The organism is Microbacterium sp. OR21 (genome assembly GCF_047306785.1).
Lineage (GTDB): Bacteria > Actinomycetota > Actinomycetes > Actinomycetales > Microbacteriaceae > Microbacterium > Microbacterium esteraromaticum_E.
Genome location: NZ_JAZEXJ010000003.1, coordinates 467,099 through 484,684, shown reverse-complemented (window position 1 = coordinate 484,684; position 17,586 = coordinate 467,099). Strand labels below are relative to the sequence as shown.

Here is a 17,586-nt window from a genome sequence, read left to right as displayed (position 1 = left end):
GAGCGGTTCCGCTCAGCGTGCCCGGCGCATGGTCTCGTAGGCGGCCAGCGCCGCCTTGCGCGTCTCGCCGAGATCGACGATGGGCTCTGTCGGAGCGTCGCGAGCCCATTCGCTCACGTAGTGCCCGTCGCGATCGAACTTCTTCGCCTGCAGCTCGGGGTTGAAGACGCGGAAGTAGGTGGCGGCGTCTGCCCCGGAACCGGCGACCCACTGCCAGTTGAACGGGTTCGAGGCGTCGTCGGCGTCGACGAGCGTGTCCCAGAACCACTCCTCCCCACGGCGCCAGTCGATGAGCAGGTTCTTGATCAGGAACGACGCGGTCACCATGCGCACTCGGTTGTGCATGAATCCGGTGTGCCAGAGTTCGCGCATTCCGGCGTCGACCAGCGGTATGCCCGTCTCGCCGCGCTGCCATGCCGCGAGCCTGGTCGGTTTCAGCCGCGGCCAGGGGAACGCGTCGAACTCCCGGCGGAGATTGCGCGTCGCCAGCTGCGGGAAGTGGAACAATGTGTGCCACGCGAACTCGCGCCACCCGATCTCCGAGAGGAAGCGTCCGGCGCCTTCCTGCCGGGTCGCGTCGTGCCAGAGCGTGAACGGGCTGAGCTCGCCCCAGCGCAGCCGCGGTGACAGCAGGGACGTGGCGCCGGCCGCCGGTTCGTCGCGAGCCGTGTCGTAGTGCGGCAGATCCTCTTCGAGGAACTCGCGAAGTCGGACGCGTGCGGCGGGCTCACCCGGCTCCCACGTCTCGCGCAGGCCGCCTGCCCAGTCCGGCGCGGTCGGCAGCAGCTGCCAGTCGTCGAGATCGTCGGATGCCGGTGCCGTGCGCGGCCCGTGCAGCTCGCGCGGTTCCGGCAGCGGGTCGCGCGGTGCGGGCAGCGCCAGGCATGCCCGCCAGAAGGGTGTGAACACGGAGAAGTGCGTGTCGCTTCCGGTGCGCACCGTCCACGGCTCGAACAGGAGCGACCCGGCGAACGAGCGCACTTCGACGCCCCGCTGCCTCAGCGCGGCCTTGATACCCGTGTCGAGCTCCCGCTCCGGCCCGCCGTACCTGCGGTTCCAGAACACCGCGCCGGCCCGGGTCTCGGCGACCAGCTCCGAGATGACCGCGGCGGTGGGGCCCTGGCGAAGAAGGAACACGCCGCCTCGCTCGGTGACACGCTCACGCAGCGATGCGAGCGAGTGGTGCAGCCACCACCGTGCTGCGCCGCCTGGCATCCGCAGCCCCGACGATCCGTCGTCGAGCACGTACACGGCGATGATCGGCTCTTCGCGATCGATCGCCGCGCGCAGCGCGGGGTTGTCGGCGAGGCGCAGGTCGTCGCGGAACCACACGATCGAGGGAGACGTCATGTGCTCAGCATTCCAGACGCCTCCTGCGTCTCGGGGGCGTCGCACGGTTCGGCGGACGGAGTCAACCCCCTACGGCGAACGACCCGAGCGACTCTACTGTCGACTCAACGGCGCTCATCTGAGCTCCAGAACGGAAAGGAGCGGTCATGAATCCCCTTCTCATCATCATCGCGGTCATCGCGATCATCCTGGCCATCACGGGTGGTCTGGTGCAGTCCCTCAACTTCCTGCTGTGGGTCGGACTGGTCCTTCTTGCGCTCGCGGTGATCGCGTGGCTCATCAGGGCGGTCTCGGGTCGAAACACGAGCGTGTGACCTCCGACCCTGCGTCGATCGTCAACGGGTAGCGATCGGCGCCAGGCCCCGGTGCGCAGAGCGGGCGCTCGCACACCGGGGCTTTCTCATGTCCCGGGCGGGATGCGGGTGGCGGTGACGCGGCGGCGTAGACTTCGGAGCATGGAATCCGCCTCGACCGTCCCTGTGACCTCTGTCACCGGTGTCGTCGCGCGAACTACGGAGGCCTGAGCGGGCAGGACGCGTGTCGCGTCCGCAGCTGAGTCATCCTGTTCCATACGCCTACCTGGAGAAACCCGTGTCAGACATCGCCCAGCCGAGCGCCGACAACCGCGACGGCTTCGCCCTGTTCACCGATCGATCCGTCATCGCCATGCGCGTGAACGGCGAGCTGAAGGACCTCGCCGCGACGATCACCGACCGCGACGTCGTCGAGCCGGTCGGCATCGACAGCCCCGAGGGCCTCGCCATCCTCCGCCACTCGACCGCGCACGTGCTGGCCCAGGCTGTGCAGCGCATCCGCCCCCAGGCGAACCTCGGGATCGGCCCGCCCATCACCGACGGCTTCTACTACGACTTCGGCGTGGATGCCCCGTTCACCCCCGACGACCTCAAGGCCATCTCGAAGGAGATGCAGCGCATCATCCGCGAGGGCCAGCGCTTCACGCGTCGCGTGGTCAGCGAGGACGAGGCCCGAGCCGAGATGGCGGACGAGCCGTTCAAGCTCGAGCTCATCGATCTCGCGGGCGGGCCGGGCTCGGGGGCCGACGCGGCCGAGGGAGCATCTGCGGAGATCGGCGCCGGCGAGCTGACGATCTACGACAACGTGACGAAGGACGGCGAGGTCGCCTGGAAGGATCTCTGCCGCGGGCCGCACGTGCCGAGCACCCGCATGGTCGGCAACGGCTGGGATCTCACCCGCGTCGCCGCGGCGTACTGGCGCGGCAGCGAGAAGAACCCGCAGCTGCAGCGCATCTACGGCACGGCGTGGCCGACGAAGGACGAGCTCCGGGCATATCAGGAGCGTCTGGCCGAGGCCGAGCGTCGTGATCACCGCAGGCTGGGCGTCGAGATGGACCTCTTCTCGTTCCCCGACGAGATCGGCTCCGGGCTGGCGGTCTTCCACCCCAAGGGCGGCATCATCCGCTACGAGATCGAGGAGAACCTGCGTCGTCACCTGCTGCGGAACGGCTACGAGGTCGTGAACAGTCCGCACATCACCAAGAAGGATCTGTTCATGACCTCCGGTCACCTGCAGACCTATGCCGACGGCATGTTCCCTCCGATGCATCTCGACGAGGCGCGTGACGACGACGGCAACATCACCCGTCAGGGCCAGGACTACTACCTGAAGCCCATGAACTGCCCGTTCCACAACCTGATCTTCAGGGCGCGCGGACGCAGCTACCGCGAGCTGCCGCTGCGCATGGCGGAGTTCGGCACCGTGTACCGGTACGAGAAGAGCGGCACTCTCTCGGGCCTCACCCGGGTGCGCGGGCTCACCCAGGACGATGCGCACATCTACGTCACGCAGGACCAGGTGCGCGACGAGCTCGCGACCAACCTGAACCTCGTGCTCACCCTGCTGCGCGACTACGGTCTGAACGACTTCTACCTCGAGCTGTCGACGAACGAAGAGGGCAACGACAAGTTCCTCGGCGAGCCCGAGCAGTGGACCACCGCGATCGACACCCTGCGCGAGGTCGCTCTCGAGTCCGGCCTCGAGCTGGTCGCCGACCCGGGAGGCGCCGCGTTCTACGGGCCGAAGATCTCGGTGCAGGCCCGCGACGCGATCGGGCGCACCTGGCAGATGTCGACCATCCAGCTCGACTTCAACCAGCCCGAGCGCTTCGAACTCGAGTACACCGGCCCGGACGGGCAGAAGCACCGCCCCGTGATGATCCACCGAGCGCTGCTCGGCTCGGTCGAGCGGTTCTTCGCCATCCTGCTCGAGCACTACGCCGGCGACTTCCCGCTGTGGCTGGCGCCGGTGCAGGTGATGGGCGTGCCGGTCGCCGACCAGTACGCCGAGTACCTGGACGGCGTGATCGGTCAGCTGCGAGATGCCGGGGTGCGCGCCGACGTCGACCACTCCGACGATCGCATGCAGAAGAAGATCCGCAATCACACCACTGCCAAGGTGCCGCTGATCCTCATCGCCGGAGAGCAGGACCGGGCCGCCGGCACCGTCTCGTTCCGCTTCCGCGACGGATCGCAGGAGAACGGCGTGCCGATCGCGGATGCCGTGTCGCGGATCCGCTCGGCGATCGCCGCGCACGCACGCGTGATGACCTCGGAGGATCTGGCTTGACCGAGCTCGAGGACGGCAACCGTCTGGTCGGCGTGCCGGACGAGTTCCAGCGTCTGTGGACCCCGCACCGGATGGCGTACATCAAGGCGGGGCCTCAGCCGCTGCGTGACGAGTGCCCGTTCTGCGAGGCGCCCAGGCATCCCGACGAGGAGCGGCTCATCGTCGCTCGCGGCGAGACCGCGTTCGTCGTGCTCAACCTGTTCCCGTACAACTCGGGGCACCTGCTGGTGTGCCCGTATCGTCACATCGCCACCTACGATCAGGCGACGGTCGAGGAGGTCGCCGAGATCGGCGCACTCACCCAGACGGGTATGCGGGTGCTGCGCGAGGTGTCTGGCTGCGACGGCTTCAATCTGGGCATGAACCAGGGCGAGGTGGCCGGTGCCGGCGTCGCCGCCCATCTGCATCAGCACATCGTGCCGCGATGGGCGACCGATGCCAACTTCTTCCCGATCATCGCGAAGACGAAGGCGCTGCCGCAGCTTCTCGACGAGATCCGCGAGGCCGTCGCGAACGCCTGGCCGCACTGAGCCCGCTCAGGCGCTGAACCTGCCGAGCGTCAGCGCACCTGGCGCGCGGTGAACTGCATGCGCGGGTGCGCGTAGGCCTCCTGCGACTCGACGAGACGCAGCTCGCGGTCGCCCGCGTCGAGGGTGTTCTGCAGCAGGTCGAACACGCTCGACACCGTGCGCTCGAGGGCCAGCTTCGCGTCGCCCGTGGCCGTGTAATGCGCGGTGAACAGCGCGGCCGTGACATCGCCCGAGCCGTTGGCCTTCATCGGCAGGTGCGGTGTCGCGACCAGCCAGGCGCCTGTGCGGTCGGCGGCGAGCATCTCGATGGTGCCCTCCTCGCGGTCGGGCCGCTCGACGGAGGTGACGAGCACGGTCGAGGGGCCCATCGCCATCGCGGCGTCGACCGAGGCGAGGGTGGACTCGAGATCCGACGGGTCGGTGTCGGTGAGGAAGCCCAGCTCGAACTGGTTCGGGGTGATGATGTCTGCGACAGGCACGACCTTGTCGCGAAGCAGCACGGGGATCGCGGGGGCGACGAAGCATCCCGACTTGGCGTTGCCCATCACCGGATCGCACGCGTACACGGCATCGGGGTTCTGAGCCTTGACCCGCGCGACGGCGTCGACGATCACATCGGCGATGCCCTCGCCGCCCTGATAGCCGCTGAGCACCGCGTCGATCTGCCCGAAGACGCCCCGCTCCTCGATGCCCGTGATGACCTCGCGCACGTCGGTCGGGTCGATCATCGGTCCGCGCCATGCGCCGTAGCCTGTGTGATTCGAGAAGTTGACCGTGTAGACCGGCAGCACATCGACGCCGATGCGCTGCAGCGGGAAGACGGCGGCCGAGTTTCCGACGTGGCCGTGGGCGACGGCCGACTGGATCGAGAGGATCTTCATCCTCTCATCCTCTCACTGCGGCAGCGGCCAGATCGTCGATGAGGCGGGCCGCCTCGGCATCCGTCAGGTCGTGCACGGTGAGGCGCAGATGCTTCGACGGACCCGCGGCCTCGTCGAGCAGGAACTCGTCGCCGGGGCGGGCGAGCCAGCCGCGACGCATGAGGCGGTCGGCGGCGGCGCGGGCGGTGGTCTGCAGCTGCACCCACAGACTCAGCCCGTCGGTCGAGACCGTGCGGATGCCACGGGCCTGCAGAGCATCGCGGAACGCGGCGTTCCGGTCGGCGTAGTGCGCGGCGGCACGGGAGATCTGCGCACGGACGTCGATGTCGGTCAGCTGCGCGTGCGCCAGCCGCTGCAGCAGATGGCTCACCCATGTCGTGCCGGGGCTGAGACGCATCGCCAGCCGTTCGGCGGTGGTGGGATCAGTCCCTGCCAGTGCCAGGCACATATCCGGGCCCAGGAACTTCGACACCGAGCGGATCAGCGCGTACCGACGATGGTCCGGGCCGATCAGCGAGGCGTACGGGTGCGGGGAGAGCAGCGAGAAGTGGTCGTCTTCGATGATGAGCACGTACGGGTGGTCCGCGAGCACGTCGCGCAGCGCCGCCGCGCGCGCGGGCGTCAGGCTCACTCCGGTGGGGTTCTGCGCGCGCGGCGTGCTGATCACGGCCCTGACGCCGGCGTCGAGTGCGGCGCGCAGACCATCGATGGTCATACCCTCCTCGTCGACGGCGACCGGAACCGCGCGATAGCCGCCGAGTCTCACGGTGTGGATGCTGGAGAGGAAGCACGGGTCCTCGAGCGCGACCGCGTCGTCGCGCATGAGCGCCTGCGCGAGCAGCCGCTCGACCGCGTCGACGGCGCCGCTGGTCACGACGACCCGCAGATCGTCGCGGGGGAGGTCGGCGAGCATCCACTCCCGCGTCCACTGCTCCAGGCCCGCGTCGATCACCGGCTCGCCGTACAGCACCGGACGCCCGACGATGCGTCCGAGCGCCGGTGTCGGGTCCGGGATCAGTCGTGGGTCCGGGTTGCCGGATGCCACGTCGCGGAGCACGGTGTCGGCGATGCCCTCCTGTGCCACCGGCTCGGCTCCGGCGATCACCGTGCCCGCGCGACCGCGGGAGAGCACGAGACCGGCCTGTGCGAGCTGGCGGTATGCGGCGACCGCCGTGTTCCGGTTGACGCCGAGGGTGAGAGCGAGCTCCCGAACGGGCGGCAGCGCGTCTCCGGGGCGCAGGCTTCCGCGCTCGCGCAGCCCTCGCACACTGTCGGCGATCTCCGCTGCCGAGGTGCCCGTGATCTCGATGTCCATCGCCTCGAGTCTAGGGTGCTATCGTTTGGCCTAGGCCAAAGTCTGGATTGTCACAACGAGGAGTGAGCATGGCGTCCACCGATCAGAACCCCACCACCGGATCCCAGCGCGTGAAGCGCGGTCTGGCCGAGATGCTCAAGGGCGGCGTCATCATGGACGTCGTCACCGCCGACCAGGCGAAGATCGCCGAGGACGCCGGAGCCGTCGCCGTCATGGCCCTCGAGCGCGTGCCCGCCGACATCCGCGCCCAGGGCGGGGTGTCGCGCATGAGCGACCCCGACATGATCGACAGCATCATCGACGCCGTCTCGATCCCGGTCATGGCGAAGGCCCGCATCGGTCACTTCGTCGAGGCGCAGGTGCTGCAGGAGCTCGGCGTCGACTACATCGACGAGTCCGAGGTGCTCTCGCCCGCCGACTACGTGAACCACATCGACAAGTGGCCGTTCACCGTGCCGTTCGTCTGCGGCGCAACGCACCTCGGCGAGGCGCTGCGCCGGATCACCGAGGGCGCCGCGATGATCCGCTCCAAGGGCGAGGCCGGCACCGGCGACGTGTCCGAGGCGATGAAGCACATCCGCAAGATCCGCGGCGAGATCGCGGCCCTCGGCGCCCTGTCGAAGGACGAGCTGTACGTCGCCGCGAAGGAGCTGCAGGCGCCGTACGAGCTGGTCGCGGAGATCGCCGAGACCGGCCAGCTGCCCGTCGTGCTGTTCGTCGCCGGCGGTGTGGCAACGCCCGCGGATGCCGCGATGATGATGCAGCTCGGCGCTGACGGCGTATTCGTCGGCTCGGGAATCTTCAAGTCGGGCGACCCCGTCGCCCGCGCGAAGGCGATCGTGAAGGCCACCGCATTCTACGACGACCCGAAGGTGATCGCCGAGGCGTCGCGGGGTCTCGGTGAGGCGATGGTCGGGATCAACGTCTCCGACCTGCCCGCTCCGCACCGCCTCGCCGAGCGCGGCTGGTGACGATGCCGCGCGTCGGGGTGCTCGCCCTGCAGGGTGATGTGCGCGAGCACGTCGCCATGCTCGAGCGCCTCGGCGCGGACGTCGTGCGGGTGCGCCGACCCGAGGAGTTCGCCGCCGTCGACGGCCTCGTGATCCCCGGCGGCGAGTCGAGCGTGATCGACAAGCTCACCCGGATCTTCTCGCTGGCAGAGCCCATCCGCGAGGCGATCGGGCGAGGGATGCCGATGTTCGGCACCTGCGCGGGCCTGATCATGCTCGCCGACCGCCTCGTCGACGCGATCGACGGGCAGCAGACCTTCGGCGGGCTCGACGTGACGGTGCGGCGCAACGCGTTCGGTCGCCAGGTGGACTCGTTCGAGGGTCAGGTCCAGGTGCCGGCGCTCGGCGAGGACCCTGTGCACGCCGCGTTCATCCGCGGCCCGGTCGTCGAGAAGGTCGGTCCGGATGCCACGGTGCTGGCCGCGCTGGACGACGGCAGCGTCGTCGCCGTCGAGCAGGGCAGCCTGCTGGGCATCAGCTTCCACCCGGAGATCTCGGGGGAGTCCCGCTTCCATGAGCGGTTCCTCCGGCGGGTCGCCGCGCAGGGCTGAAGCGCCGCGACGCGGGTTCGATAGAATGGACGACGCCCTGGAGGCGACTCTCGGGCGGAGACGACGAGCGGAGACATATGTCCGGGCATTCCAAGTGGGCCACGACCAAGCACAAGAAGGCCGTCATCGACGCGCGTCGTGCAAAGTCGTGGGCGAAGCTCATCAAGAACATCGAGGTCGCCGCCAAACTCGGCGGACCTGACCAGGCCGGCAACCCGACGCTCTTCGACGCGGTGCTCAAGGCCAAGAAGATGTCCGTCCCGAAGGACAACATCGACCGCGCCGTCAAGCGCGGCGCGGGCATCGGCGGCGAGGCCGTCGAGTACACCTCGATCATGTACGAAGGCTACGGACCCAACGGCGTCGCCCTCATGATCGAGTGTCTGACCGACAACAAGAACCGCGCCGCGGCAGAGGTGCGCACCGCCCTCAGCCGCAACGGCGGCACTCTCGCCGACCCGGGATCGGTCGCGTACAACTTCACCCGCAAGGGCGTCATCGTCGTGAGCGGAGAGGGCACCACCGAGGACGACGTGATGATGGCCGCTCTGGAGGCGGGCGCGGAGGAGGTCGAACCGCACGCCGACGGGTTCCAGGTGATCGCCGAGGCGACCGACCTCGTGGCCGTGCGCACCGGGCTGCAGGAGGCCGGCATCGACTACGACTCCGCCGACGTCGAGTTCGTGCCCAACCTCAAGGTCGAGATCGACGCCGACACGGCGCGCAAGGTGTTCCGCCTCATCGACGCGCTGGAGGACAGCGACGACGTGCAGAACGTCTTCGCGAACTTCGACCTCACCCCCGAGGTGCAGGCCGAGCTCGAGAACGACGACGAGGACTGATCGACGCAGCGGCTTCGAGGCCCCGGGCGCGCCTGCGCCCGGGGCCTTCGCGCGCCTCCTAGCCTGGGGGAGTGAGCTCACTCCGCGTCCTCGGGATCGACCCCGGCCTCACCCGCTGCGGCATCGGGATCGTCGACGTCGACCGTTCGCGCCGCGCCACGCTCGTGCACGTCGGCGTGGTCCGCACGCCCGTGGACGCCGACCTGTCCACGCGACTGGCCTCCGTGGCCGCGGGCATCCGGGCGGCGATCGAGGATCACCGCCCCGCCGCCGTCGCCGTCGAGCGGGTGTTCGCGCAGCACAACGTGCAGACCGTGATGGCCACGGCCCAGGCATCCGGCGTCGCCCTGCTCATCGCCGCGGAAGCGGGTCTTCCCGCTGCCACCCACACGCCCAGCGAGGTGAAGGCCGCCGTGACGGGATACGGCTCTGCCGACAAGCGTCAGGTGCAGTCGATGATCGCGCGGATCCTGCGGCTGGACGCCCCGCCGCAGCCCGCGGACGCCGCCGACGCCCTCGCGATCGCGCTGTGCCACGCCTGGCGGGGCGGGGCGGCGCACGCGCCCGCTGCCGGCGGGCTGACACCGGCGCAGCAGGCATGGGCGGAAGCCGAGCGTGGCGCCCGCACTTCTAGAACATATGTCCGATAGGCTGAGCGCATGATCTCGTCTCTGCGCGGCACGGTGCTGCACGCCGACTCCGCCCTCGTCGTGATCGAGACGGGCGGTGTGGGGTTGTCGGTCTTCGTCCCCGGCGACGTCGCGCACACCGCCGTGGTGGGGGAGCAGCTGCAGCTGCACACCAGCCTGATCGTCCGCGAGGATGCACTGACGCTGTTCGGATTCAGCGACCGCGACGAGCTGGAGATCTTCAGACAGCTGCTCAGCGTCACCGGCGTCGGGCCGAAGTCCGCCCTCGGCGTGCTCTCGCACCTCACCGTCGACCAGATCGCCGAGGCGGTCACGGCGGAGGACGACGCCCCCTTCCGGCGCGTCTCCGGCATCGGTCCGAAGACCGCGAAGCTCATCGTCGTGCAGCTGGCAGGCAAGGTGCAGCCGCGCGTGGCATCCGCCCCCGCGGGCGCACCTGCGACCGCGACGGTCGAGCAGGTCGCGGCGGCATTGGTCGGCCTGGGCTGGTCGGAGAAGGTCGCCGCCGAAGCCGCCGCGACCTCGGCGGAGGACGCCACGGACGCGGAGCGCGAGTCGGTGCCGGCGCTGCTGCGTCGCACGCTCGCCGCACTCGGCCCGGGAGCCAAGCGTGGCTGAGCCATCCCGCGAGGCCGGGGAGGCGCTCGACGAGACGGAGCTCGCGATCGAGGGCGCGCTGCGTCCGAGCAGCCTCGACGAGTTCGTCGGGCAGCCGAAGGTGCGCGGTCAGCTCCAGCTGCTTCTCGAGGCCGCGGGCATGCAGGATCGGCCCGCCGATCACATCCTGCTCGCCGGGCCGCCCGGTCTCGGCAAGACCACCCTCGCGATGATCGTCGCCCACGAGAGCGGGCGCCCGCTGCGCCTGTCGAGCGGGCCCGCGATCCAGCATGCCGGCGACCTCGCCGCCCTGCTGTCCAGCCTCACGCCGGGGGAGGTGCTGTTCATCGACGAGATCCACCGCATGGCGCGCTCCGCCGAGGAGATGCTGTACCTGGCGATGGAGGACTTCCGCATCGACATCATGGTCGGCAAGGGCGCCGGCGCCACGAGCATCCCCCTCGAGCTCGCCCCGTTCACCCTCGTCGGCGCGACGACCCGCTCGGGTCTGCTGCCCAATCCGCTGCGTGACCGGTTCGGCTTCACCGGCCACCTCGAGTTCTACGACGACGACGATCTCGAGCGCGTCATCGCGCGCTCGGCGAACGTGCTCGGCGTGCGGCTGCCCGACGACTCGCTGAGTGAGATCGCGCGTCGCTCGCGCGGCACACCCCGCATAGCGAACCGGCTGCTGCGCCGCGTGCGCGACTACGCCCTGGTGCACGGCGGCGGTTCTGCGGCATCCCTCGACGACGTGCGGTCCGCGCTCGACCTCTACGATGTCGACGCCATCGGTCTGGACCGCCTCGACCGCGCCGTGCTCGACGCGCTGGTGCGGCGATTCCGCGGGGGACCCGTCGGTTTGAGCACCCTGGCCGTCGCGGTCGGCGAGGAGGCCGAGACCGTCGAGAGCGTCGTGGAGCCCTACCTCGTGCGCATCGGATTCCTCGGGCGCACGCCCCGCGGACGCATCGCGATGCCCGAGGCGTACCGCCACCTCGGCATCAGCCACCCCGACGGTGTGGCATTGTTCGATGACCTATAATCGCTGAAGCCTCCCTGAACCCTTGTGCGCTCATCGGCGTGCGCTCCCCGAAAGGCCCATCTCCATGGATCCCATGTCCCTCATGCTCTTCGGTCTTCTCGGCGTGATGCTCGTGTTCATGTTCGTGAACACCCGCAAGCGTCAGAAGCAGATGAAGGAGCAGCAGGAGGAGAAGGCCACCAAGACCGTCCCCGGCGTCAAGGTCCTGCTGCAGGGCGGCCTGTACGGCACCGTCGTCTCGTACGACCCGGTCGACCTCGACAAGCCGGCGCAGATCGAGATCGCCCCGGGCGTCGTCATCGAGGTGCACAGCCAGGCCATCCTCCGCCTCGTCGAGGAGACGCCGGAGGGCGACGTGATCGTCGACGGGCCGGCAGACGACGTCGTCGTCGACGAGCCGGCGGCGGACGTCGACGCCGCGCCCGCTCAGGACCGCACCGACGGCATCGAGTCGATCAAGGTCGAGACCCCGGAAGAGACCAAGGCGCGCCTCGAGCGCAACGACGGGAACTGATTCGCCGGCACGCACGGCACCTCTCTCGAAAGCGGAACTCAGTGGCATCCACATCTCCGACTCGCCACGCCTGGCGAGTCCTCCTCGGCCTGCTCATCGTCACAGCGGTGCTGTTCGGCATCAACGCACTCGGCGTCTACGTCTTCAAGACCGACGCCGGGGAGCCGGCCAGCTCGTGGGCACCGGAGCTGGCGCTCGATCTCCAGGGTGGCACGCAGATCATCCTGGGCGCGGAGTCGCCCGACGGCGCGGCTCCCACCGAGGAGCAGCTCAACCAGGCGGCGGCGATCATCCGCCAGCGCGTGGACGCGTCGGGTGTGGCGGAAGCGGACATCACCACCGAGGGTGGCCGCAACATCGTCGTCCAGATCCCCGGTGTCGCCGATCAGGCCACGCGTGACCGCATCCAGGCCAGCGCCAAGCTCGAGCTGCGTCCGGTGATCCTGGCGACCGACCCCGCGACGTCGTTCGTCGGCGAGGACGGCCAGGAGACGGCGTTCCCGACGCCCGCTGCGACCCTGAACGACGAGCCGTCGCCGGCCCCGACCGACAAGTCCGACCCCAGCTGGGCCACCGAGAAGCAGATCGCCGCGCTGCGCGCGTACGACTGCTCCGCCGAGGTCGACGCGAACGCGCCCGAGGACGAGCCTCTCATCGCGTGCGACGAGAACGGCAGCGCCAAGTATCTGCTCGGTCCGGTCGAGCTCGACGGCACTGTCATCAACGACGCCACTGCGGGCCGCGAGCAGCAGAGCGGCCGCTGGACGGTCAACCTCGAGTTCGACGGCAAGGGCACCGAGATCTTCGGCGAGGTCAGCCAGCGGTTGAACGCCAACCGCCTCGCTCAGCAGTCGCCGCGCGACCAGTTCGCGTTCGTCCTCGACGGCAAGGTTCTCTCCGCGCCGACCATGCAGGCGGTCATCCTCAACGGCAAGCCGAGCATCTCGGGCAACTTCACGCAGGAGAGCGCGAAGGCGCTGGCAGACCAGCTGCGCTACGGCGCGCTGCCGCTGAGCTTCACCGTCGAGAGCTCCGACACCATCTCGGCGACCCTCGGCTCGCAGCAGCTGGAGATCGGCCTCATCACCGGTCTGATCGGTCTCGGTCTGGTCGCGCTGTACTCGCTCATCACCTATCGCGCTCTGGGTTGGGTGATCATGGCGTCCATCGGCGTGATGGGCGTGCTGACGTACATCGTCATCGCGATCCTCGCGTGGCGGATGGGCTTCCGCCTGTCGCTGGCCGGCGTCGCCGGTCTGATCGTGTCGATCGGATTCACGGCCGACTCGTTCATCGTCTACTTCGAGCGGATCCGAGATGAGCTGCGCGACGGCAAGTCGATCGTCGCCGCCGTCGAGGACGGATGGGGGCGCGCCAAGCGCACGATCTACATCTCGAAGTCGATCAACATCCTCGCCGCCGTGGTGCTGTACATCCTCGCCGACGCGACGGTGAAGGGCTTCGCGTTCACGCTGGGTCTGACCACGCTGATCGACGTGTTCATCTTCGTGATCTTCACGCACCCGGTCATGCAGCTGCTCGCCCGCACCCGCTTCTTCGGCGGCGGGCACAAGCTCTCCGGTCTCGACCCTGAGGCGCTCGGAGCGGTCTACCGCGGCCGTGCCCAGTTCCGCGACGTGCGTACAGGCTCGTCCGGCCGCGCCGCCCGCAACAGGGGAGCACGGGGTGAGGCGGAGAAGCGCCAGACCATCGCCGAACGCAAGCGCGCAGAGGCTCTCGCAGGATCCAAGGATGCCGGAAAGGACTCCGACGCCTGATGTTCTCCATGAATGAGTTCGGAAACAACCTCTACTCGGGCAAGACCTCGTTCCCGTTCGTCGGGAAGCGGCGCCTGTGGTTCGTCATCGCCATCCTTCTCGTGGTCGGCTCGGCCCTCGTCCCGCTGATCCGCCCCGTGCAGTTCTCGATCGAGTTCACCGGCGGTTCGCAGTTCGTCGTGCTCGCGCCGTCGTCGACCGACCAGGCGCTCGCGACCGACGCGGTTCGCTCGGTGGTGCCCGAGGCCGCGGCGAAGGTCGTGACCGTCAACGGCCGCGACGTGCGCGTGCAGACAGATCAGATGACTCCGGAACAGACTCAGGACGTCAAGGCGGCTCTGGCCGACGCGTACGACGTGAAGGCCGACGAGATCACCGATTCGTTCATCGGCCCGGCGTGGGGCGAGAACGTCACGCGGCAGTCTCTGTGGGGGCTCGCGATCTTCCTCGCGCTGACCTTCCTCATCCTCGCGATCTACTTCCGCACCTGGAAGATGTCGGCGGCGGCGATCATCGGCCTGCTCGACGTGCTGCTCATCACGGTGGGCGTGTACGCCCTCGCGGGATTCGAGATCTCGCCGGCCGCGGTGATCGGATTCCTCACGATCCTGGCGTATTCGCTGTACGACACGACGGTCGTGTTCGACAAGATCCGTGAGAACACCACCGAGGATGTCAATCAGACGACGCGCACCTTCGGCGAGTCCGTCAACCTGGCCGTCAACCAGACGCTGATCCGCTCGATCAACACCTCCGTGGTCGCCGCCCTGCCTGTCGGTGCGATCCTGTTCATCGGATCGCTGTGGTTCGGCGCCGAGACGCTCACCGACATCTCGCTGTCGATCTTCGTCGGCATCATCGTCGCCACGTACTCGACGCTGTTCGTCGCAGCCCCTCTTTACTCGCTGTTCCGCGAGCGGGAACCCGAGATCGTCGCCCACGACGCGAAGGTGCACGAAGCACGCGAGCGTGCAGTCGCAGCGGTGTGACACCCTCTCCACGCGGGGCCGGGCGGGTGCCCGGCCCCGCGTAGGATTATCTGATCGGGACAGGAGCAGAAGATGGCGGATTCTCCGGCGACATCGCAGGGGTCCAGCCTGCGCAGGCTCGTGCCGCGCATCTTCTCGCGCGCTCCCAGGGTCAACGACCTCGACAACCTGATCCGCACCGTCAGGGCCAATCACCCGAAGGGCGATCTGCCCATCATCGAGCGCGCATATCGCGTCGCCAAGGAGAAGCACGAGGGTCAGCTGCGGCAGAGCGGCGAGCCCTACATCACCCATCCGCTCGCCGTCGCGCAGATCCTCGCCGAGCTGGGCCTCGGCCCCCGGGCCATCGCCGCCGCGCTGCTGCACGACACGGTCGAGGACACCGGCTACGCACTCGCCGAGCTGACCACCGAGTTCGGCGACGAGGTCGCCATGCTCGTCGACGGTGTGACGAAGCTCGACAAGGTCAAGTACGGCGAGAGCGCGCAGGCCGAGACGGTCCGCAAGATGATCGTGGCGATGTCGAAGGACATCCGGGTGCTGCTGATCAAGCTGGCCGACCGCCTGCACAACGCCCGCACGTGGGGCTTCGTGCCGCCCGAGAAGTCGGCGCGCAAGGCGAAGGAGACGCTCGAGATCTATGCGCCGCTCGCGCATCGACTCGGCATCCAGACGATCAAGTCGGAGCTCGAGGATCTCTCGTTCGCGGTGCTGCATCCGAAGATCTACGCCGAGATCAACAGTCTCATCGCGCAGCGCACGCCGCAGCGCGAGAAGTACCTGCAGAACGTCATCGAGTCGATCAACGAGGATCTGCGCGAGCTGCGCATCCGCGGCAAGGTCGTCGGCCGGCCCAAGCAGCTCTACTCCGTCTACCAGAAGATGGTGGTGCGTGGACGCGAGTTCGACGACATCTACGATCTGATCGGCATCCGTGTGCTGGTGAATTCGGTGCGCGACTGCTACGCCGTGCTCGGCGCCATCCACGCCAGGTGGACACCGCTCCCGGGCCGGTTCAAGGACTACATCGCCACCCCCAAGTTCAACCTCTATCAGTCGCTGCACACGACGGTCATCGGCCCCTCCGGCCGCACTGTCGAGATCCAGATCCGCACGCACGAGATGCACCAGCAGGCGGAGTTCGGTGTGGCTGCGCACTGGATGTACAAAGAGCGGATGAACGGCGGCAAGGTCGATGCTCGCGCCGCCGACACCGACATGGCGTGGCTCGCGCACATCTCCGACTGGCAGGCCGAGACCGCCGATCCGAGCGAGTTCCTCGACTCGCTTCGGTTCGAGATCGGCGCCAAGGAGGTGTACGTCTTCACACCGAAGGGCCGCGTCATCGGGCTGCCCGCCGGCGCGACGACCGTGGACTTCGCGTACGCCGTGCACACCGAGATCGGGCACCGCACGATGGGCGCCAAGGTCAACGGCCGCCTGGTGCCGCTGGAGACGACGCTGAAGAGCGGCGATGTCGTCGAGGTGTTCACCTCGAAGAACCCGGATGCCGGCCCCAGCCAGGACTGGCTGAGCTTCGTCAAGAGCACCCGCGCGCGCAACAAGATCCGCGGCTGGTTCACGAAGGAGCGTCGCGAGGAGGCGATCGAGCAGGGCAAGGAGTCGATCGCCCGCGCCATGCGCAAGCAGAACCTGCCTCTGCAGCGGCTGATGAACCAGGAGTCGTTCGCGGAGGTCGCCCGGCAGCTGCGCTACGAGGACGTGTCCGGCCTGTACGCCGCCGTCGGCGAGGGGCACGTCTCGACTCAGTCGGTGCTCGAGAAGGTCACCGCTCTCGTCGCCGCGGATGAGGACACCAGCACCGGCGCCATCCAGCTCCCGGGGCAGGCGCCCGCGCGCGAGCCGCGCACGAGCGACTCCGGGGTTCTGGTGCGCGGCGCATCCGACATCCTCGTGAAGCTGGCGCGCTGCTGCACGCCTGTGCCGGGAGACCCGATCGTCGGCTTCGTCACCCGCGGCAGCGGCGTCTCTGTGCATCGCCAGGACTGCGTGAACGTCAAGGCGCTGGGCTCCGACCCCGAGCGGTTCATCGAGGTGGAGTGGGCACCGACCACGAAGAGTGTCTTCCGGGTGCAGATCCAGGTCGAGGCTCTCGACCGCTCGGGTCTTCTCTCGGACGTCACGCGCGTGCTCAGCGAACACCACGTGAACATCCTCTCTGCGACAGTGTCGACGACGGACGAGCGCCTGGCGCTCAGCCGGTTCGTGTTCGAGATGGGCGACTCGGTGCATCTCGACCGCGTGCTGAACGCCGTGCGGCGCATCGACGCGGTCTACGACGTCTACCGCGTCACGACCTCCTGACCGGCCCAGCCGTCCAGCATCCGTCGTGCGTGATGGGCGCCGGGCCGTCTGCCCAGCGGCATCACCTGCGCGCGCACGGCCTCGGCGAGCCCGGGGACCAGTCCGATCAGCGACTGGAGCCAGACCTCGTCCTCGGCTCGGCGGGCCGAGCTGAACAGCAGGGAGACGGCAGTGGCGAGCAGAGTCTGGACCCAGACGCCGGCGATCGACTGCACCTCGTCGGCTTCCAGCAGCCGCTCGTGGTGCACGACGCGCGCAGAGACCATGACGCGCTGCCTGCTGACGCTGATCCGCGACACGTGGTGCACGGCGGGCGGCGCGTCACCCGCGCCGTGCACCCACGCCGCGCTCACCCCGCTGACCGCGGCACCCGCGGGCACGAGCGGGGACAGGCTGAGGGCGCGAGCGCCGACGCCCTCCACCGTGTCGGCCGGCATGTACCCCTCGCCGACCTCGACGACGTCGCCATCCAGACGCGCGGCTGTCAGCTCGGGGAGCGTGAGCCGATCACCCGGGCGGTAGAACAGAGCGGGATGCACGGTTAACAGTGTGAGCCGTGGGGTCCTCGTCCAGGACCCCACGGCTCACACTGTGGATAACGTCGG

Annotated in this window: 17 protein-coding genes; 13 read left to right on the top strand and 4 right to left on the bottom strand. The window is 68.8% G+C overall.

The window, feature by feature from the left end:
• Window positions 1–12 precede the first annotated feature (12 nt).
• Complete coding sequence (locus V2S04_RS10910) at window positions 13–1,350, bottom strand: cryptochrome/photolyase family protein (protein WP_413638482.1); 1,338 nt, start codon at window positions 1,348–1,350, stop codon at window positions 13–15.
• 146 nt (window positions 1,351–1,496) lie between these two features.
• Between V2S04_RS10910 and V2S04_RS10905 the strand changes: the two genes are divergently transcribed.
• The 3 genes from V2S04_RS10905 to V2S04_RS10895 all read left to right on the top strand — a co-directional run bounded on the left by V2S04_RS10905 (window position 1,497) and on the right by V2S04_RS10895 (window position 4,484).
• Window positions 1,497–1,664: a hypothetical protein gene (locus tag V2S04_RS10905; RefSeq protein WP_177243763.1), complete on the top strand. Its 168-nt coding sequence runs from the start codon at window positions 1,497–1,499 to the stop codon at window positions 1,662–1,664.
• Between the two features lie 352 nt (window positions 1,665–2,016).
• Complete coding sequence (gene thrS, locus V2S04_RS10900; protein ID WP_413638774.1) at window positions 2,017–3,954, top strand: threonine--tRNA ligase; 1,938 nt, start codon at window positions 2,017–2,019, stop codon at window positions 3,952–3,954.
• Entirely contained in the window at window positions 3,951–4,484 is a 534-nt protein-coding gene (locus tag V2S04_RS10895) for an HIT family protein (protein WP_413638481.1), read from the top strand. Before thrS ends, V2S04_RS10895 begins: the two co-directional genes overlap by 4 nt.
• Window positions 4,485–4,513: 29 nt before the next feature.
• Here the strand turns inward: V2S04_RS10895 and pdxY are convergent, their stop codons facing one another.
• Both pdxY and V2S04_RS10885 read right to left on the bottom strand, forming a co-directional pair.
• Complete coding sequence (pdxY, locus tag V2S04_RS10890) at window positions 4,514–5,365, bottom strand: pyridoxal kinase PdxY (RefSeq protein ID WP_413638480.1); 852 nt, start codon at window positions 5,363–5,365, stop codon at window positions 4,514–4,516.
• Window positions 5,366–5,369: 4 nt separating this feature from the next.
• Window positions 5,370–6,680 (bottom strand): aminotransferase class I/II-fold pyridoxal phosphate-dependent enzyme, encoded by a 1,311-nt coding sequence (locus V2S04_RS10885; protein ID WP_413638479.1) that lies wholly within the window; start codon window positions 6,678–6,680, stop codon window positions 5,370–5,372.
• Window positions 6,681–6,748: 68 nt separating this feature from the next.
• Between V2S04_RS10885 and pdxS the strand changes: the two genes are divergently transcribed.
• The 10 genes from pdxS to V2S04_RS10835 all read left to right on the top strand — a co-directional run bounded on the left by pdxS (window position 6,749) and on the right by V2S04_RS10835 (window position 16,981).
• Window positions 6,749–7,651, top strand: coding sequence for a pyridoxal 5'-phosphate synthase lyase subunit PdxS (gene pdxS / locus V2S04_RS10880; protein ID WP_099195756.1), 903 nt, complete (start codon window positions 6,749–6,751; stop codon window positions 7,649–7,651).
• Between the two features lie 2 nt (window positions 7,652–7,653).
• A complete protein-coding gene (pdxT, locus tag V2S04_RS10875; protein WP_413638773.1) occupies window positions 7,654–8,241 on the top strand; it encodes a pyridoxal 5'-phosphate synthase glutaminase subunit PdxT in 588 nt (195 codons plus the stop codon).
• 77 nt (window positions 8,242–8,318) lie between these two features.
• Entirely contained in the window at window positions 8,319–9,083 is a 765-nt protein-coding gene (locus tag V2S04_RS10870) for a YebC/PmpR family DNA-binding transcriptional regulator (RefSeq protein ID WP_413638478.1), read from the top strand.
• Window positions 9,084–9,154: 71 nt separating this feature from the next.
• On the top strand, window positions 9,155–9,733 hold the full coding sequence (ruvC, locus tag V2S04_RS10865; RefSeq protein ID WP_413638477.1) for a crossover junction endodeoxyribonuclease RuvC: 579 nt from the start codon (window positions 9,155–9,157) through the stop codon (window positions 9,731–9,733).
• 9 nt (window positions 9,734–9,742) lie between these two features.
• Complete coding sequence (gene ruvA, locus V2S04_RS10860; protein ID WP_413638476.1) at window positions 9,743–10,351, top strand: Holliday junction branch migration protein RuvA; 609 nt, start codon at window positions 9,743–9,745, stop codon at window positions 10,349–10,351.
• A complete protein-coding gene (gene ruvB, locus V2S04_RS10855) occupies window positions 10,344–11,375 on the top strand; it encodes a Holliday junction branch migration DNA helicase RuvB (RefSeq protein WP_413638475.1) in 1,032 nt (343 codons plus the stop codon). The genes ruvA and ruvB overlap by 8 nt, the downstream gene beginning before the upstream one ends.
• 64 nt (window positions 11,376–11,439) lie before the next feature.
• A complete protein-coding gene (locus V2S04_RS10850; protein WP_413638474.1) occupies window positions 11,440–11,889 on the top strand; it encodes a preprotein translocase subunit YajC in 450 nt (149 codons plus the stop codon).
• Between the two features lie 41 nt (window positions 11,890–11,930).
• Window positions 11,931–13,667, top strand: coding sequence for a protein translocase subunit SecD (gene secD, locus V2S04_RS10845; RefSeq protein WP_413638473.1), 1,737 nt, complete (start codon window positions 11,931–11,933; stop codon window positions 13,665–13,667).
• The gene (secF, locus tag V2S04_RS10840) at window positions 13,667–14,656 is read left to right on the top strand and encodes a protein translocase subunit SecF (protein ID WP_413638472.1); all 990 of its coding nucleotides are present in this window, start codon (window positions 13,667–13,669) and stop codon (window positions 14,654–14,656) included. Before secD ends, secF begins: the two co-directional genes overlap by 1 nt.
• A gap of 72 nt (window positions 14,657–14,728) precedes the next feature.
• Window positions 14,729–16,981, top strand: coding sequence for a RelA/SpoT family protein (locus V2S04_RS10835; protein WP_413638471.1), 2,253 nt, complete (start codon window positions 14,729–14,731; stop codon window positions 16,979–16,981).
• Here the strand turns inward: V2S04_RS10835 and V2S04_RS10830 are convergent.
• Complete coding sequence (locus tag V2S04_RS10830; protein ID WP_413638470.1) at window positions 16,960–17,520, bottom strand: SAM-dependent methyltransferase; 561 nt, start codon at window positions 17,518–17,520, stop codon at window positions 16,960–16,962. The genes V2S04_RS10835 and V2S04_RS10830 overlap by 22 nt on opposite strands.
• Window positions 17,521–17,586: the final 66 nt, after the last annotated feature.

What these genes read in the sequence shown, in the direction of transcription:
- V2S04_RS10910 (WP_413638482.1), bottom strand. Translation starts at nt 1,350, where the DNA reads ATGACGTCTCCCTCGATCGTGTGGTTCCGCGACGACCTGCGCCTCGCC.
- V2S04_RS10905 (WP_177243763.1), top strand. Translation starts at nt 1,497, where the DNA reads ATGAATCCCCTTCTCATCATCATCGCGGTCATCGCGATCATCCTGGCC.
- thrS (WP_413638774.1), top strand. Translation starts at nt 2,017, where the DNA reads ATGCGCGTGAACGGCGAGCTGAAGGACCTCGCCGCGACGATCACCGAC.
- pdxY (WP_413638480.1), bottom strand. Translation starts at nt 5,365, where the DNA reads ATGAAGATCCTCTCGATCCAGTCGGCCGTCGCCCACGGCCACGTCGGA.
- V2S04_RS10885 (WP_413638479.1), bottom strand. Translation starts at nt 6,680, where the DNA reads ATGGACATCGAGATCACGGGCACCTCGGCAGCGGAGATCGCCGACAGT.
- pdxS (WP_099195756.1), top strand. Translation starts at nt 6,749, where the DNA reads ATGGCGTCCACCGATCAGAACCCCACCACCGGATCCCAGCGCGTGAAG.
- pdxT (WP_413638773.1), top strand. Translation starts at nt 7,654, where the DNA reads ATGCCGCGCGTCGGGGTGCTCGCCCTGCAGGGTGATGTGCGCGAGCAC.
- V2S04_RS10870 (WP_413638478.1), top strand. Translation starts at nt 8,319, where the DNA reads ATGTCCGGGCATTCCAAGTGGGCCACGACCAAGCACAAGAAGGCCGTC.
- ruvA (WP_413638476.1), top strand. Translation starts at nt 9,743, where the DNA reads ATGATCTCGTCTCTGCGCGGCACGGTGCTGCACGCCGACTCCGCCCTC.
- V2S04_RS10850 (WP_413638474.1), top strand. Translation starts at nt 11,440, where the DNA reads ATGGATCCCATGTCCCTCATGCTCTTCGGTCTTCTCGGCGTGATGCTC.
- secF (WP_413638472.1), top strand. Translation starts at nt 13,667, where the DNA reads ATGTTCTCCATGAATGAGTTCGGAAACAACCTCTACTCGGGCAAGACC.
- V2S04_RS10835 (WP_413638471.1), top strand. Translation starts at nt 14,729, where the DNA reads ATGGCGGATTCTCCGGCGACATCGCAGGGGTCCAGCCTGCGCAGGCTC.